Source organism: Azospirillum agricola (assembly GCF_017876095.1).
In the GTDB taxonomy this organism is placed as follows: domain Bacteria; phylum Pseudomonadota; class Alphaproteobacteria; order Azospirillales; family Azospirillaceae; genus Azospirillum; species Azospirillum agricola.
Genome location: NZ_JAGINM010000007.1, coordinates 1 through 14,339, shown reverse-complemented (window position 1 = coordinate 14,339; position 14,339 = coordinate 1). Strand labels below are relative to the sequence as shown.

Here is a 14,339-nt window from a genome sequence, read left to right as displayed (position 1 = left end):
CGGGGGTATGTTCAGTGCAGATCGTGGCACCCCCGAAACCGAACGGTCAGGCGCAAGCCGGTTCCAGGGAACGGACGGGGATGACACCGAAGCGCCACCCGGCGCGACGCTCGGAACGAAACAGCAGGTGGGCAGCGGCCATGGATGCCATCAACGTTTTCCTCATCGATGCGAACAAGCTTTTCCGTGAGGGCATGAAGCGTCTGTTCGAAGGCACCCCCTTCCATGTCGTCGGCGAGGCCGGCAGCCTGCGCGACGGCACCGTGCCGATGAACGCGATCGGCCCGGACGGCATCGACATGCTGCTGGTCGACCTGCCCAGCGGCCTCGACGACGAGGTCGAGGCGATGCGGGCGCTGCGCGAGGAGCATCCCCACATCAAGACGGTCATCCTGACCACCGACCTGGACACCCGCCGCCTGTCGGCCGCGCTGGGCGCCGGCGCCGGCGGCTACCTGCTGAAGGACATCGCCTGCGAGGCGCTGATGCAGTCGCTGAAGCTGGTGATGATGGGCGAGAAGGTGTTCCCGACCCATCTGGCCGAGCTGCTGGTCAGCGGCCGCACCGAGGATATGGGCGCCGAGCTGCCGACCCGCCGCAAGGGGCTGTCGCAGCGCGAGGTGCAGATCCTGCGCTGCCTGCTGAACGGCAACAGCAACAAGATGATCGCCAACCACCTGCACATCACCGAGGCGACGGTGAAGGTTCATCTGAAGAGCCTGCTGCGCAAGATCAACGCCTCCAACCGCACCCAGGCCGCCATCTGGGCGCTCAACAACGGCATCGGCGACCAGACCGCCGAAGCGGGCATCGCCGCGACCGTCTGAGGACGCCCGGCGGAACGGACGATGAGGGCGGGGGCCGCGCGGTCCGGCCCCCCTCACCTCGCTCCCCGCGGTGCGGCTGGGCGGGCATACGGGGTCCGGCCTAAGACCAAAAGCGCACTACTGCACGGAATCGAGGGTCCTTATGTGAACGCCATGGGCCGTCCGGCCCGGCCAATCCGGCACCCCATCGACGCTTCACTCGGGACATGCCAGCGATGAATGTGCTGATCGCCGACGATCACCTGTTGTTCCGCGATGGTCTGCGCCGGCTGCTGGCGCAATTCGACGACGACATGACCTTCTTCGAGGCCAGCACCTACGACGAGGTGCACGCGCTGTGCGACGGGTCGGTCGATTACGATCTCATCCTGCTCGATCTCGGCATGCCGGGATGGACGGGCTTCGACGCGCTGGGGGGCATCCACGCGCGACTGCCGAAGGCCCTGCTGGTCGTGGTGTCGGGTTCGGAACGGCGGTCGGACCTTCTGGCGGCGCTCGAGAACGGGGCGGCCGGCTACATCCCGAAATCCTCCAGCGCCAAGGTGCTGCTCGGCGCCCTGCAACTGGTCCTGGCCGGCGGCATCTATCTGCCGGAACAGGCGATCCGCAGCGGCGACCGTCTCGACACCGGAAGCGTCGCCGGCCATCATGGCCTTGGAGCCGAGCCGGCGGCCGACGAGGGCACTGGTTTCGGCAACGGTCACGGCGACCAGCTGACGCCGCGCCAGCGCGACGTGCTGACCCGGCTGCGCGACGGCAAGTCCAACAAGCAGATCGCCCACGAGCTGGGGCTGACCGAGGGAACGGTGAAGGTCCACGTCACCGCGATCCTGCGGCATCTCGGCGTGCGCAACCGCACCCAGGCCGCCCTGACCGCCCAGAGCCTCTGACGCTTCCCGCCGCAGCGGCGACGATTTCCGGAGCCTCGCCCCCGCCCGTCCTCTCCCGGCCCCCGGGAGAGGATCCTCGTCATCCGGATCTCGTCACCATGACCGGCGTCGGTGACGGGCCGGTCGTGGCCGCGTCAACATTTGCGCATCGCCAGTGACAAGGCCGTCAGATCCTTCAAGTCATTGAAGTAATTGAATTGGACGATCTGCCCGCACCGATAGCTGGTGCCATCGCTGACCCATGTGATGCGAACCTTCGCGTTGCCGGTGAACTCTCCCTTCCTGGTCATGTCGAGTTCGATCATCTGCCCGCCCCATTTGACGAAAAAGCCTTTCGACGTCACCATCTTGAGGCAGCCGGCCGGCATGTTCCTGGTCTTGCAGACCTCCGCTTCGGACGTCCATTTGGCGTGGGCCGGCATCACGACCATCACACCGGCGCACAGAAGAAACGAGGCAATCAAGGATCTGGGATCCGGCACGGCACACCCCTCTTGGACAATGGCTTCTGAAAAACGACAGGGTTGAGGCATCGGTCGGACCGGAGGCGTTCCCGTCACCGCAAGGGCAGGACGCAGGAGGGAACCATGCTGCGCGTCGTGCCTACGGGAGATCGCGGGCGACGCGGAATCCGATCACGCCGCTTTTTCGCCGACCGTCTGGCCCAGGAACGCTGCGGTCAGCACGGCACCACCAGGAAAACCGATCGTGGTCGCCACAAGATTGATTTCATGATTTATTCCGCTGCCCCCGACCGGGCATGCGGGCCCGTAGCGGCCCCGCATGCCCGGCCGTGGTCACGAGTCAAGCTTGTCCGGTAAAGCGAACCGGAGCAGCCCGGCCCGTTACCGGCACTGCGACGAGCTCATGGTCTGCGACGTGGCGGCCTGATGCCCCGCAGCCTTGCAGATCGCGTGGCCCTGACGGTCCACGATCGAGGCCGCCTCGGACGCGGAACCGGCGCGAATGGTGACGGACGTCGATCCGGACGGGCCAACGCAGTAAACGGTGCACTGATACTCCCCAGCGACTGCGGCGCCGGCAAAGGAAAAGATGGAAAACGCCAGAGCTGCGGCGATATTTCTACGCTTCATGATGTGCACCCATGCGATGGTTGGTGCGTTCATTTGAATTTTCCACCGCCCTCACTTCAACCGGGAATTTTCCCGGTTGAAGTGAGGGGCAATCCATGAACCAAATGCTTTGAGCAAGGCTCAAATCCTGCGGAATCGGAGATTTTCCGCCGAGGAAAGGCGCAGAACGCCTTTGATCGCCTGCGCCATCCCGATGGTGGGGAATGGAGAATTCATTGACCGTAAGGCACCTTTGGCCATGGGGCCGACGCGTTACCCTTCCGGAACCATGCAGCCCCCTCTCCAGGCAGGAGCGCCATGACAAGAACCCCGCACGCCGACAAAGTCCTCGCCGCCGCCATCGACGATTTCCGCCGCGCCACGTCATTCGACGAGCTGTGGGCGGCGCTGCACCGCCACCTGGAGGGGTTCGGGATTCTCCGGGTGATGTATGGCAGCAAGGCGTCCCTGCTCGCCCCGCAGCTCACGAACATCTACCGTTGCAGCTACGCGAAGGATTACCTGGAGGAGAAGGAGAAGGAGAAGGAAGGGCTGGCCGCCGACTACTGCGTCCAGGCGGTTCAGAGGGAGCGCAAGCCCATCTTGTGGAGCGACACGCGGCGCATAGCCGAGATCGCGCAGGAATCGACGCGCCGCTCGCTTGCGATCGATCGGAAATACGGCGTGATGACGGGGGTTTCCCTGCCGTTCCGCTTCAACGACAATCTGGGCGGCGGCGGTTTCGGCCTTCACGCTCCGAACATGGGGTGGAGCGAGTTCGATCGGATCTGGAAGGAACACGCCGCCACCATCCAGGCGATCTGCCGTGGCTTCGACATCCAGGTCCGCAAGAGCTGGGCTTCGACCCTCATGCCCCTCTCCGACCTCGAGAAGGAATGCCTGCGCCGGCTCGGTGCGGGGTATCAGGCGAAGCAGATCGCCCATCAGCTGGGCATCTCTGCCAAGGCGGTCGGCAGGCAGACGGACAAGGCACGCGACACGCTGAAGGCGAGCAACGCGACCCAGGCGGTCATGAACGCCATGGCGTACAAGCTGATTCCCGCCTGACGCGGCGGTCCTTCCCCCTTCGCCCAGGCTCCCTCGCCCAGGCTCCCTCGCCTCGCCCCCCTCGCCTCGCCCCCTCGCCCCGGCGCTACATCCGCGCGCGCTCCACAGCCGCGATCAGCGCAGCCAGCGCGTTGCGCAGATCCGGCGCGTGGGTGCGCGGACGCACCGCGGCGGCGTCCGGCACGGCGACCACGGTCAGGGTCCGGCAACCGGTCAGGCCGCTTTCCAGCACGGGCATGACCCCGGCCGGCGCGCTGCCCTGCATCAGGGTCACCGGCACCCGCAGGGCCGACAGCTCCGGCTCCAGCGCCCCCAGCCCATGGCCGTCCATCGGCAGGCCGATCAGCGCCGCCATCGCGTTCAGGCGGCGGCGCAGCGCCGATTCCGCCCCAACGTCGTCGACGATCATCACCCCGCCGACCGTTTCCGGATGGTCGAGAGCGGCACCCAGCGCGGCGGCGGCGGTCAGCACGCCGGCCACCAGCACCGGCTTGCGGCCGGCGCGCTCAACCAGCAGCGGACGCAGCGCGTCGCCGGGCGCCGGCACGGTCATCCACTCCTGGCCCGGAGGCACGCTGTGCAGCAGCCGCCACCAAGCGCCCTTGCCGGGATGCAGGAAGATCACCCGCCGGCCCCAGGGGTCGCCGGCCGTCCCGTCCGCGCGCGACGGCATGAACACCGAAGACCGGATGGGCGTGGGCCGGGTGACGGAGGGGGTGGAGTGGAAGAACAAGAGCGGGATCCCCCGGCTGGCGATTCCGCGATGGGAAGACCCCATCGCCGAATCCCACCCTAGCGGAGGCCGAAGCCGTTCGTCCCGTTCGATAAATTGGCCATAAACCTTAACGTCCCGTGACAGGAATGGGCCGCCGGCCGTGGCCGGCGTGGCCGGTCAGTGCAGGGTCACCTCGGTTTCGGCCTCGCCGTCCTGGTCGTCGCCCGGCTCGCGCCGCAGCTCGCCGGCCAGGCAGCGCCATTCCGGAGCGCCGCCAAGCTGCTGGAGAAGCTGGGTGGTGAAGGCGAAGACCGCGTGCTCCAGGGGGCCGTTGTCCTCGGCGTGGGCGTTGACGGTCAGGCAGGATTCGGCCGCGCTCTCGAAGATCGCGGCGGCGGCGGTGGCGCCCGGCCCCGGCAGGGGAATCGGGATGGCCTCCGGCTCCTGGCCGGTGGTGCGCAGCTTGGCCAGATTGTCGACCAGCAGCCGGGTGCGGATCGCGGTGTCGACGGCGGCGGCCATGGTGTAGCCGGCCTCCTCCTCGACGGTCGCGCGCAGCACCCGCAGGCCGGCGATCAGCCCACGGACGACGTCGCCCGCTTCCCCGCGCTTGGCGGCCGCCGCGACGGCGGTCCCGAGAATGGCGGCGACCACCGGGGACAGCGATTCGCCCTCGGCAGGCCGGTTCGGCGCCTCGGCGCCGGAGTCGGTGTTCAATGCCTCGTTCATGCGGCCTCCGATCCGTGGGATCCGGGACCGGGCGCTCCGCCGTCGGAACGCCCGCCCGGATGTGTCGTCACGTTGCCTGTTCTTCGATTTGTGGACCGAACCGGTCCCCTTCAAGCCGCCGAAAGCGACGGTTCCCCACTTCTTTCGCGTCACCGCATCTGGTCGGGGGCTCTCGCCATCCCCACATCTGCGGCGAAAGGAGAACCCCCTCATGCCTCTGGTCAGCTTTGTCCTCAACGTCCTGTGGGTCGTCACCGGCGGCATCTGGATGGCGCTCGGCTGGTTGCTCGCCGCCGTTCTGATGGCGGTGTCCATCATCGGCATTCCCTGGGCGCGCTCCGCCGTGACCATCGCCCGCTACACGCTGCTTCCCTTTGGGCAAACCGCCGTACGGCGCGATGAGTTCCGTGGCCGCGAAGACATGGGCACCGGCGGCGTCGGTTTCATCGGCAACGTCATCTGGTTCGTGCTGGCCGGCTGGTGGCTGGCGCTCGGCCATCTGATCGCCGCCGCCGGCTGTGCCATCACCATCGTCGGCCTGCCCTTCGCCTGGGCGCATCTGAAGCTGGCGCTGCTCGCCCTCTGGCCGGTGGGAACCGAGATCGTCACCGACGACGAGGTGGAACGCCGCCGCGTCTACGGCCGGGTGTGACGGCTGGCGCACTCCGGGAACGAAAAGACTTCAAGCCGGACAGTTTTTCGCGCCGCCGCACAGACGCGGTTCTCCCGCCGCCCCCCGCGCGCTTGCAAGCGCTGAACAGTCCGGCCTGGGACTCCCGTGCATGAACCGTCCGGCCGCGGCGCCGCCTAGCGCGGCGCTTCGGCCAGCCGGCGCGGGGCGATCACCTTTCGCCCGGCCTTCATCGCCTTCAGCATCACCGAGGCCCGCCAGAAACCCAGCCCGGCGCCATCGACGAAATGCACATGGCGGTCGGCCGCGAAATCGCCGACCAGACAGGTGACCGTCGTCGCGTCGGCCAGCGCGACGCCGTAATCGACCTCCCCCGCCTCGGCCGCCTCGGACAGCAGCCGCTCGATGTCCGCCGCCTCCGTCCCGGTGACGTCGAGCACCATGCGCGGCCCGCCGGCCGATTTGCGGAAGTCGGACCGCCGCGCCATCGAGCGGCGGTAACGCCCCGGGTCGAAATTCGCCAGCTTCAGCCCGAACCGCATCAGCGCGCACAGGATGCCGGATTTGACCAGCGCCCCCGCCATCCGATGGAACGCTTCGCCCGGCCGGCCGCCGCGCGCCTCCAACAGCAGCGAGCGCCACGCCGGCGGCCAATGCATCGCCAGCCGCTCGCCGGTGCCGAGTGGGGCGGCCCCCTCCGTCGGCACGATTCGCTCGATGGACTTCTGAATCCGGGCGAGCGCCGCCAACCCGGCCGGCCCCTCATCCACCGCGTCGACGATGACGCACAGGACGGTGCCCCGGCGCGGCTTCACCGGATTCCAGCGGCACGAGACATTCTCCAGCCCCGGCAGCGGACCGGCCGCCGGGTCCAGCCGCCAGCGCGCGTCGTCCTTCACCCAGGAATCGGCGGCCACCACCCCGGCGCCGAGGAACAGGCCGAAGGCGTTGCCGTTGCCGAAATCATGCAGCGCCGCCAGCACCTCCAGCCCCTGGTCGAGCAGGGCCTGGACCGGGACGATTCCGACCCGCAGCGGCACGTCCATCGTCCCGGCCGACCAGTGGGCCAGGGCCGCCAGCGCCGACCGCGCTTCCGCCTCCCGCCCCGGCGGCACGGCGGCGATGGCGCCGTCACCGCCGAACTGGCAGGCAACCGGCTCCTCCCCCGCCCGCATCGCCTGCGACAGCACGGCGACCACGGCGGCGGCGACGAAGTTCACGTCGCGGTGACGCCCCTCGCCGGCCAGCCGGGTGCTGCCGACCACGTCGGCGATGGCGAGCGACCACCCGCCGTCGAGCATGGCGTAGCGGCCGGGGTCCGACGCCTCGGCGGCAAAATCCTGGATCGCCGGCAACCGCGCCATCGCGCCACCTCCATCGGACGGGAACATCCCGTCCGCGACGGTAGCACAAGCCCGGCCGACCACGGTTTGGATCCTGCACCATCGGCGCGGATGGGCCGCCGGACGGTCCGCACCGATTGACGCCCTCGCGAAACCGCGACCGGCCGCCTCACAGCGTCTCGGTCAGATGGTCCATGACGGCCTTCTCGCGGTCGAGCACGGCCAGTTCCTCCCCGACGAAATCGCGCATCGACACGATGCCGACCACCCGCCCCTGCTCCACCACCGGCAGATGGCGCAGGGCGTTGGTCGCCATGCAGCGCAGCGCATCCCCCACCGTGGTGCCGGGGCTGGTGGTGACCGGACACGGCGTCATCACGGCCGAGAGCGGAGTCGCGTCGGGATCCAGCCCGTCGGCGACGACGCGGTCGGTCAGGTCGCGCTCGGTGAAGATGCCGGCGGCGCATGCGTCCGCCCCGGTGACGACGATGGACGCCACACGCTCCGCCTTCATGTGGCGGGCGGCGTCGCGGACGCTTGCCTGCGGCGGCAGGGCGACGATGCGATGGTTGCGAACCAGATCCCCGATGGTGCGGTTCATCACGGCGGTTCCTCCCTTTCCGGGCGCGGCGCCGGTCCGGCGGCCGCGCGGGATTCGTGCCGGCGCCGACACGTCTTCGCACGTGCAAAAATTCGCACACGCCCGTGCTTTCGCGTGCAAAGACAAGACGGGCCGATGGAAAATCCTAGGCCCCGCACGGGGTGATGACGAGCCTGTCGAGCCCAAGATGTCCGCATGTTGGCCATGCTGTTCCGGCATGCGACATAAGCGCCCGGATTTGCCGGTTGCCGCACGGATTGGCACGGAAAATCAACGATCGCCCAATAGGGGAAAACCATTAACCGTTACTAAACGAAATTTCCCGAAAACTGTTGCACCGTATCGGTAAGGTTAAAGCTTCCGGAAAGGGGCATCGGGCTTCATGTCGTGGCTGTCGAAAATCACCGGTGGCGGGAAATCCGCCGCGGCGTCGGGCTCCTCGGGAGCAGCGCAGCGCGAGCGGCCGGCGGCTCCGCCGATGATCGTGATCGACCATCACGAATACACGCCGGAGGAGTTCGCCCTCGGATCCTTCCGCATCCGCCCCTATGACGGCGACCTGATCGCCAAGCAGCAGTTCGACTTCCACCTGGTGTTCGATCTGGGCAACGACCCGGTCAACGTGTCGTGCCGCGGGCTGGTGGTGAAAATGAACGAGCAGACCGGCCTCGTCGCCCGCTACCAGAGCCCGCAGCCCTTCTACGAGCGCAAGCTGATCGACTACATCCGCGCCTGGAAGGGCGTGTAGGCGGAACGGGTTTCCGCCGAAGATGGTGGCTCCCGACGGGCGGAGCCACTATATCTGTACACATGCCGATCCGTCTCCTGCCTGAAACCCTGGTCAACCGCATCGCCGCCGGCGAGGTGGTCGAACGTCCCGCCGCCGCCGTGAAGGAGCTGGTGGAGAACGCGCTCGACGCCGGAGCCACCCGCATCGACGTGGTGGTGCGCGACGGCGGCAAGTCGCTGATCACCATCACCGACGACGGCTGCGGCATGACGCCCGACGAGCTGTCGCTGGCGGTCGAGCGCCACGCCACCTCCAAGCTGCCGGGCGACGACCTGCTCGACATCCGGTCCCTGGGCTTCCGGGGGGAGGCCCTGCCCTCCATCGGCGCGGTCAGCCACCTGACCCTGACCAGCCGCCCGCGCGGCGCCGACAGCGCCTGGAGCCTGACGGTGGACGCCGGCCTCAAGGGCACGCCGCAGCCGGCCGCGCTCGCCGCCGGGACGCGGATCGAGGTGCGCGACCTGTTCGCCGCCGTGCCGGCCCGGCTGAAGTTCCTGAAGGCGCCGCGCACCGAATACGACCACATCGCCGACTGCCTGGAGCGGCTGGCGATGGCGCATCCCGGCGTGGCCTTCACCCTGTCGGACGGCGGGCGCAGCGGCCTTCGGCTGAGCGCGGCGCAGGGCGACCTGCTCGACGCCCGGCTGGCCCGGCTCGGCGCCCTGATGGGGCGCGACTTCCAGGAGAACGCCGTCCCGGTCCAGGCGGTGCGCGAGGGCGTGACGCTCGCCGGCTGGATCGGCCTGCCGACCCTGCACCGCCCGACCGCGCGTCACCAGCATCTGTTCGTCAATGGCCGCCCGGTGCGCGACAAGCTGATGGTCGGCGCCGTCCGCGCGGCCTACGCCGATTTCCTGCCGCGCGACCGCCACCCGCTGCTGGCATTGTTCCTGGAGATCGACCCGCAGGAGGTCGACGTGAACGTCCACCCGGCCAAGGCCGAGGTGCGCTTCCGCGACCAGGGGCTGGTGCGCGGCCTGATCGTCGGCTCGTTGAAACACGCGCTGGCCGAGGCCGGTCATCGCGCCTCGACCACGGTCGGGCTGGCGACTCTGGGCGCCCTGCGGCCGGAAAGACAGGAGGACGGCGGCGCCCCGGACGGCGGCTTCATCACCCCCTCCCCCCTCCCCTACAACCGGGGCGGCGGTGGCGGGTCGTGGGGCGGCGGCTCCTGGGGCGGCAGCGCGGGCCAGCCGTCCTCGGCGGGGCCGCGCGGGCTGGCCGAGCGCTCGGCCGCCTTCCAGGCGCCTTACCAGAGCGGCCTGCCGCCCTTGCAGGGCCGCCTGTCGGGCTTCGCCCCGGCGGCGCGCCCGCCGGAATACGCCCCCGCCCCGGCCAATGCCCCGCCGCTCGACAGCCACCCGCTGGGCGCGGCGCGGGCGCAGGTCCACAACACCTACATCGTGGCGCAGACCGCCCAGGGCATCGTCATCGTCGACCAGCACGCCGCCCACGAGCGTCTGGTCTACGAGCGGATGAAGGCCGCGCTGCTGGAGGGCGGCGTCAAGCGCCAGGCCCTGCTGATTCCCGAACTGGTGGAGCTGGACGAGCCGTCGGCCAACCGCCTGCTGGGCCGCGCCGCCGAACTGGCCGAGCTTGGCCTTGCGGTGGAGGGCTTCGGCCCCGGCTGCGTGCTGGTGCGGGAGGTGCCGGCGCTGCTCGGCCAGTCCGACGTCAAGAGCCTTGTCCGCGACCTCGCCGAGGAGCTGGCCGAGCTGGGGGACGCGTTGTCGCTGAAGGAGCGGCTGGAGGACGTCTGCGGCACCATGGCCTGCCACGGCTCGGTGCGCGCCGGCCGCGCGCTTGGGGTGGAGGAGATGAACGCCCTGCTGCGCCAGATGGAGGCGACCCCCCACAGCGGCCAGTGCAACCACGGCCGCCCCACCTATGTGGAGCTGAAGCTGGCCGACATCGAGCGTCTGTTCGGACGGCGATAGGGTCGTCGGACCACGGACGGATTGAAGGGCGCCGGCTTTTCCGGAGGCCATCCGGTTTGAACGCCGCGATGGCCGCGCGCCCGTTTCGGGTGAAACGCGGGCCGGAACAGGTCCGTCAGAAGGAAAGCAGCATCCTGGCCTGAGCGGTCAGAGTGCCGCGGCTGGTTTCCGGCCCATCGGTGAGCGCCACGCCGACATTCATGCCGGCTTGCAGCATCTGCCCCAGCGTGTAATCGACGCCGGCCCCCAACCCCACCAGCGTGGTGTCGGCGCGTTCGCCGATGCTCCGAAGGGTACCGACATTGTGGTTGTGGCCGTGGCCGACGTCGAGAAACGCAAAGGGAGAAGCGGTGTCCTCCACCGGGCCGATCCCGGTCGCGCCGAAACGGCCCAGGACGGCGAAGGGCGGCAGCCGCACCTCGTTGCGCAGCACGAAACCGGAATCGACGCTGCCGTCGTTCAGCGTGTACCCACGGGTGGCGTACAGCCCGCCGATGGCGAGCTGTTCGGTTTCCGGCAGCGCCCTGTCCACCAGTTGGCCCGTGATCTCGGCGTTCCAGGAGACGTCGCCCAGCCACGGCACGCCGGTCAGCGGAGTCTCCCGTCTGAACACTCCATAGAGGTAGGCGTAATCGGCCTCCTCGACGCGACCGTTGGAAAAGCTGTTCCATGCCGCACGGCTGTTGCCGGGCACCACGCCGGCCCGGTTGACCACGGCGCGGAGGTCGACGATGGTCGAACCGCCGCCGGCCTGAAGCCAGGAGCCGCCCCAGCCGACCGTCAGGTCGAACACCCCGGCGGCCCCGCCGGCAAGCGCCGTTCCCTGGCTCAGCGCCTTGCGCGACAGCCACTTCGGCGTCACGCCCCCGTAAAGGTCCCCCCATCCGGCAAGCCCCCCGTCGATGTTGGACAGCGCCGAGCGGTAGAGGATCGGCAATTCGACGGTGGTGTTGCGGATGGTGAGAAGACCGCCGGCGCTGTCCTGGGAGGTGGCGACGAAGCTGGGGGTCAGGCTGAGCGCCTGCCGCGCGAAGGTCGGGATGATGATCCGCCCGGCGTGGCTGGCGTAGGACGGCCGCCGGTTTCCCGACAACCTCAGGGAGCCGGGATCGGACACCGCGTCGCGGCTGCCGGTCAGCTGGTAGGACAGGGTGAGGTCGTTGAGGGACTCGAGGCCGGCGGCGAAGCCGATGAAGACGCGGTCGAGACTCCGGCTGCGCAGGCTGCCGGTGTTGGACAGGCCGGCGAAGGCCTGCCATGGCCGGCGGCGGGTGATCTCCAGCGTCAGGTCGCTGGCCCCCGGATCGGACCCCGGTTCGAAGACCCCGTTCAACTGGCGGTAGGGGAAACGGTTCAACCAGTCGAGGTCCTCGGAAATCCGGTCGGCCTCGATCAGCGCGCCGCCGGGTGCCCGCACGGCGTCGGCAAGACCGGCGGCGGCCGGAGTGCCGTCTGCCTCCCTGACGCGGACTTTCCCGGTCCGGAAGGGCAGAACGCGGAGTTGCAGCACGCCCTTGGTGATCTCCTGGGGCGGGGCGGTGACCGAGACGAACGGCCGCCCGGCCTCGCGATAGGCTTTGGCGAGGGCTGCCTGGGCCTCCGCCAATCGCCTGCGCGAGAGGGGCTGGCCGAGGAACGGGCCGAGCGCATCGGCGATGCGCTGCCGGTCCAGCCCCTCCACCCCCGATGACGTGATCCCCGCCGGGGGATCGGGCGTCACCGGATCGGTCAGCCCGATAAGCCGGATGCCCGTGATGTCGACGCCGAACGGGGTGTCGTCGGCGTCGGTTGCCGGGCCGTCGGCGGTGCGCAGGCCGCCTCCCCCGCCCGCGACCGCTGGCGGCAGGTTGCGCTCCACCGATACGGGCGCCTGCGCCAACGCCGCGTCCGGAGACAGTTGCAGCAGGACGAGCAGGGCCGCCGGAACGGCAAGCCATCGTGAGGCGAGCCAGCGTGACGGTCCGGTCCGCCGGGCGAACGCCGCGGCGTCGCGATGGAAGACCGGGCGGATGACGGTGGAGCGTGCGGCGGCGATCATGGGCTGGCGATCATGGGCTGGAGTCGTCCTGTTCGTCAGGGCGTGGAGAAGCGAAGGAACCGGCCGAACCGCGTGTTCTCCGGATGGGGGGCCGCCGCGCAGGAGCTGCTGGCCGCGGCACCGCCGATGCAAGCCACGGCAACGCTCGCGGTCCCCTGGGAATCGGGGTTGCCCGAGGCCTCTCCGGACACGCCGGTGGCGGCGCTTGCGTTGCCGGACGCCATTTGAGGACCGGCGGACGAGAAGGGCGCCGGAGCGGCGTTGCCCTGGAAGGGCTGCGTCGCCTGCGAAGCCGTCGCCACCACCAGGTTTCGCGGCAGGATCGAATTCGCGAGCGCCTGCGTCAGCCCGTCCACCCGCGCCGGCCCCGATGGGTCGCGGCTTTCCGGAGTGGGGGACTGTGGTTCCACGGTTTCCCCGGCGGCGATCACCGTCAGCACCCCGGGCCTGAAGGTGAGGTCATAGTTGGGGGAAGCCGCCAGCGTCCCCCGGCCGATGGTGTAGGATCCGGCCGGCGAGGCGGCGGACGCGGCCGTGGTCAGGAAGCCGCCGAGCGTGTCGCCGTTGGCGAGCCCCCGTCCGTCGACGCTGTAGGTCAGGGTCGGGTTGGCGGTCCCGGCGGGACGGCTGAGGGTGTCCGCCGTCACCAGGATCGGGCGGGGAGACACCGTCAGCGCCCCGTCGACGTAGGTGACGGTGTAGTTCGACAGCCGCCCGCCCACGGCATTCGACGCGGCGATGCCGTAGCTGCCCACCCCCGCGGTGGCCGCGGCGCCGGCGCTGATCAGGCTGACCGACGACACGCTGTCGTCGTTCCTCAGCCCGGTCGCGGTGAAGCCGCTCAGCATGGCGGTGTCGCCGTAGGTCTTGCGCACCGAGTCGGCGGCGATGGTCAGCGCGGCGGGATCGACCGTCAGCGTGCCGCCCGCATAGGTGATGGTGTAATTCGACAGCCCGCTGCCCTGGGCCGACGAGGCGGTGACGGCATAGCTGCCGACCCCGGCGGTTGCCGCCGTGCCGGTGCTGGCCAGCGTCACGCCGGTCACGCTGTCGCCGTTCCTCAGGCCGGACGCGGTGAAGCCGCCCAGCGCGGCGGTGTCGCCGTAGGTCTTGCGCGCCGCGTCGGCGGCGATGGTCAGCGCCGCCGGGGTCACGGTCAGCCTGCCATCGGCATAGGTGATGGCGTAGTTCGACAACCCGCTGCCCTGCGCCGACGAGGCGGTGACGGCATAGCTGCCGACCCCGGCGCCAGTCGCGGCACCGGCGCTGGACAGCGTCACGCCGGTCACGCTGTCGCCGTTCCTCAACCCGGCCGTGGTGAAGCCGCTCAAGGTGGGAATATCGCCGTAGGTCTTGCTGGCCGAACCGGCGGCGATGGTCAGCGCCGCCGGGGTGACGGTCAGATGGCCATCGGCATAGGTGATGACGTAGTTCGACAGCCCGCTGCCCACGGCATCGGACACGGCGATGGCGTAACTGCCGACCCCGGCGGTTGCCTCCATGCCGCTGCCGGCCAGCGTCACCCCGGTCACGCTGTCGCCGTTCCTCAGCCCGGTCGCGGTGAAGCCGCCCAGCGTGGCGGTGTCGCCATAGGTCTTGCGCACCGCGTCGGCGGCGACGGTCAGCGCGGCGGGATCGACCGTCAGCGTGCCGCCCGCATAGGTGATGGTGTAGTTCGACAGCCCGCTGCCCTGGGC

14 protein-coding genes are annotated in these 14,339 nt (G+C 69.7%); 6 read left to right on the top strand and 8 right to left on the bottom strand.

The genetic code is table 11. The features are described from left to right. The first annotated feature begins 140 nt into the window (after window positions 1-140). Window positions 141-827: a LuxR C-terminal-related transcriptional regulator gene (locus tag J2847_RS11770; RefSeq protein WP_209779174.1), complete on the top strand. Its 687-nt coding sequence runs from the start codon at window positions 141-143 to the stop codon at window positions 825-827. A gap of 215 nt (window positions 828-1,042) precedes the next feature. After that, on the top strand, window positions 1,043-1,717 hold the full coding sequence (locus J2847_RS11765; RefSeq protein WP_209779173.1) for a LuxR C-terminal-related transcriptional regulator: 675 nt from the start codon (window positions 1,043-1,045) through the stop codon (window positions 1,715-1,717). A 134-nt stretch (window positions 1,718-1,851) separates the two neighbouring features. Here J2847_RS11765 and J2847_RS11760 read toward each other — a convergent pair whose 3' ends face one another. Together J2847_RS11760 and J2847_RS11755 are read right to left on the bottom strand one after the other, a co-directional pair. Continuing rightward, window positions 1,852-2,199, bottom strand: a complete 348-nt coding sequence (locus J2847_RS11760; RefSeq protein WP_209779172.1) for a hypothetical protein — start codon at window positions 2,197-2,199, stop codon at window positions 1,852-1,854. Window positions 2,200-2,562: 363 nt separating this feature from the next. Next, window positions 2,563-2,844, bottom strand: coding sequence for a hypothetical protein (locus tag J2847_RS11755; protein WP_209779171.1), 282 nt, complete (start codon window positions 2,842-2,844; stop codon window positions 2,563-2,565). A 264-nt stretch (window positions 2,845-3,108) separates the two neighbouring features. Here J2847_RS11755 and J2847_RS11750 point away from each other — a divergent pair, with 264 nt between their 5' ends. Further along, a complete protein-coding gene (locus J2847_RS11750; protein WP_209779170.1) occupies window positions 3,109-3,858 on the top strand; it encodes a helix-turn-helix transcriptional regulator in 750 nt (249 codons plus the stop codon). Window positions 3,859-3,943: 85 nt separating this feature from the next. On the opposite strand, the gene J2847_RS11745 is transcribed toward J2847_RS11750, so the two are convergent. Together J2847_RS11745 and J2847_RS11740 are read right to left on the bottom strand one after the other, a co-directional pair. Further along, complete coding sequence (locus J2847_RS11745; protein ID WP_179166252.1) at window positions 3,944-4,531, bottom strand: alpha/beta hydrolase; 588 nt, start codon at window positions 4,529-4,531, stop codon at window positions 3,944-3,946. A gap of 219 nt (window positions 4,532-4,750) precedes the next feature. Next, entirely contained in the window at window positions 4,751-5,302 is a 552-nt protein-coding gene (locus J2847_RS11740) for a hypothetical protein (RefSeq protein WP_085557132.1), read from the bottom strand. 211 nt (window positions 5,303-5,513) lie between these two features. Here J2847_RS11740 and J2847_RS11735 point away from each other — a divergent pair, with 211 nt between their 5' ends. Next, a complete protein-coding gene (locus J2847_RS11735; RefSeq protein WP_209779169.1) occupies window positions 5,514-5,954 on the top strand; it encodes a YccF domain-containing protein in 441 nt (146 codons plus the stop codon). Window positions 5,955-6,109: 155 nt separating this feature from the next. Here J2847_RS11735 and J2847_RS11730 read toward each other — a convergent pair whose 3' ends face one another. After that, complete coding sequence (locus tag J2847_RS11730; protein ID WP_209779168.1) at window positions 6,110-7,297, bottom strand: DUF3095 family protein; 1,188 nt, start codon at window positions 7,295-7,297, stop codon at window positions 6,110-6,112. 148 nt (window positions 7,298-7,445) lie between these two features. Continuing rightward, window positions 7,446-7,877: a CBS domain-containing protein gene (locus J2847_RS11725; protein ID WP_209779167.1), complete on the bottom strand. Its 432-nt coding sequence runs from the start codon at window positions 7,875-7,877 to the stop codon at window positions 7,446-7,448. A gap of 382 nt (window positions 7,878-8,259) precedes the next feature. On the opposite strand from J2847_RS11725, the gene J2847_RS11720 reads away from it, so the two are divergent. Beyond that, entirely contained in the window at window positions 8,260-8,625 is a 366-nt protein-coding gene (locus tag J2847_RS11720) for a hypothetical protein (RefSeq protein ID WP_209779166.1), read from the top strand. Window positions 8,626-8,687: 62 nt separating this feature from the next. Continuing rightward, window positions 8,688-10,604 (top strand): DNA mismatch repair endonuclease MutL, encoded by a 1,917-nt coding sequence (mutL, locus tag J2847_RS11715; RefSeq protein WP_209779165.1) that lies wholly within the window; start codon window positions 8,688-8,690, stop codon window positions 10,602-10,604. 115 nt (window positions 10,605-10,719) lie between these two features. On the opposite strand, the gene J2847_RS11710 is transcribed toward mutL, so the two are convergent. Further along, a complete protein-coding gene (locus J2847_RS11710; protein WP_209779164.1) occupies window positions 10,720-12,642 on the bottom strand; it encodes a ShlB/FhaC/HecB family hemolysin secretion/activation protein in 1,923 nt (640 codons plus the stop codon). Between the two features lie 35 nt (window positions 12,643-12,677). Beyond that, window positions 12,678-14,339: MBG domain-containing protein (locus J2847_RS11705; protein WP_267912520.1), on the bottom strand; the 1,662-nt coding region annotated here is incomplete at its 5' end.

Coding starts and splice junctions, on each gene's coding strand:
- J2847_RS11765 (WP_209779173.1), top strand. CDS start 1,043: ATGAATGTGCTGATCGCCGACGATCACCTGTTGTTCCGCGATGGTCTG.
- J2847_RS11725 (WP_209779167.1), bottom strand. CDS start 7,877: ATGAACCGCACCATCGGGGATCTGGTTCGCAACCATCGCATCGTCGCC.
- J2847_RS11710 (WP_209779164.1), bottom strand. CDS start 12,642: ATGATCGCCGCCGCACGCTCCACCGTCATCCGCCCGGTCTTCCATCGC.
- J2847_RS11735 (WP_209779169.1), top strand. CDS start 5,514: ATGCCTCTGGTCAGCTTTGTCCTCAACGTCCTGTGGGTCGTCACCGGC.
- J2847_RS11720 (WP_209779166.1), top strand. CDS start 8,260: ATGTCGTGGCTGTCGAAAATCACCGGTGGCGGGAAATCCGCCGCGGCG.
- J2847_RS11730 (WP_209779168.1), bottom strand. CDS start 7,297: ATGGCGCGGTTGCCGGCGATCCAGGATTTTGCCGCCGAGGCGTCGGAC.
- mutL (WP_209779165.1), top strand. CDS start 8,688: ATGCCGATCCGTCTCCTGCCTGAAACCCTGGTCAACCGCATCGCCGCC.
- J2847_RS11745 (WP_179166252.1), bottom strand. CDS start 4,531: ATGCCGTCGCGCGCGGACGGGACGGCCGGCGACCCCTGGGGCCGGCGG.
- J2847_RS11750 (WP_209779170.1), top strand. CDS start 3,109: ATGACAAGAACCCCGCACGCCGACAAAGTCCTCGCCGCCGCCATCGAC.
- J2847_RS11770 (WP_209779174.1), top strand. CDS start 141: ATGGATGCCATCAACGTTTTCCTCATCGATGCGAACAAGCTTTTCCGT.
- J2847_RS11755 (WP_209779171.1), bottom strand. CDS start 2,844: ATGAACGCACCAACCATCGCATGGGTGCACATCATGAAGCGTAGAAAT.
- J2847_RS11740 (WP_085557132.1), bottom strand. CDS start 5,302: ATGAACGAGGCATTGAACACCGACTCCGGCGCCGAGGCGCCGAACCGG.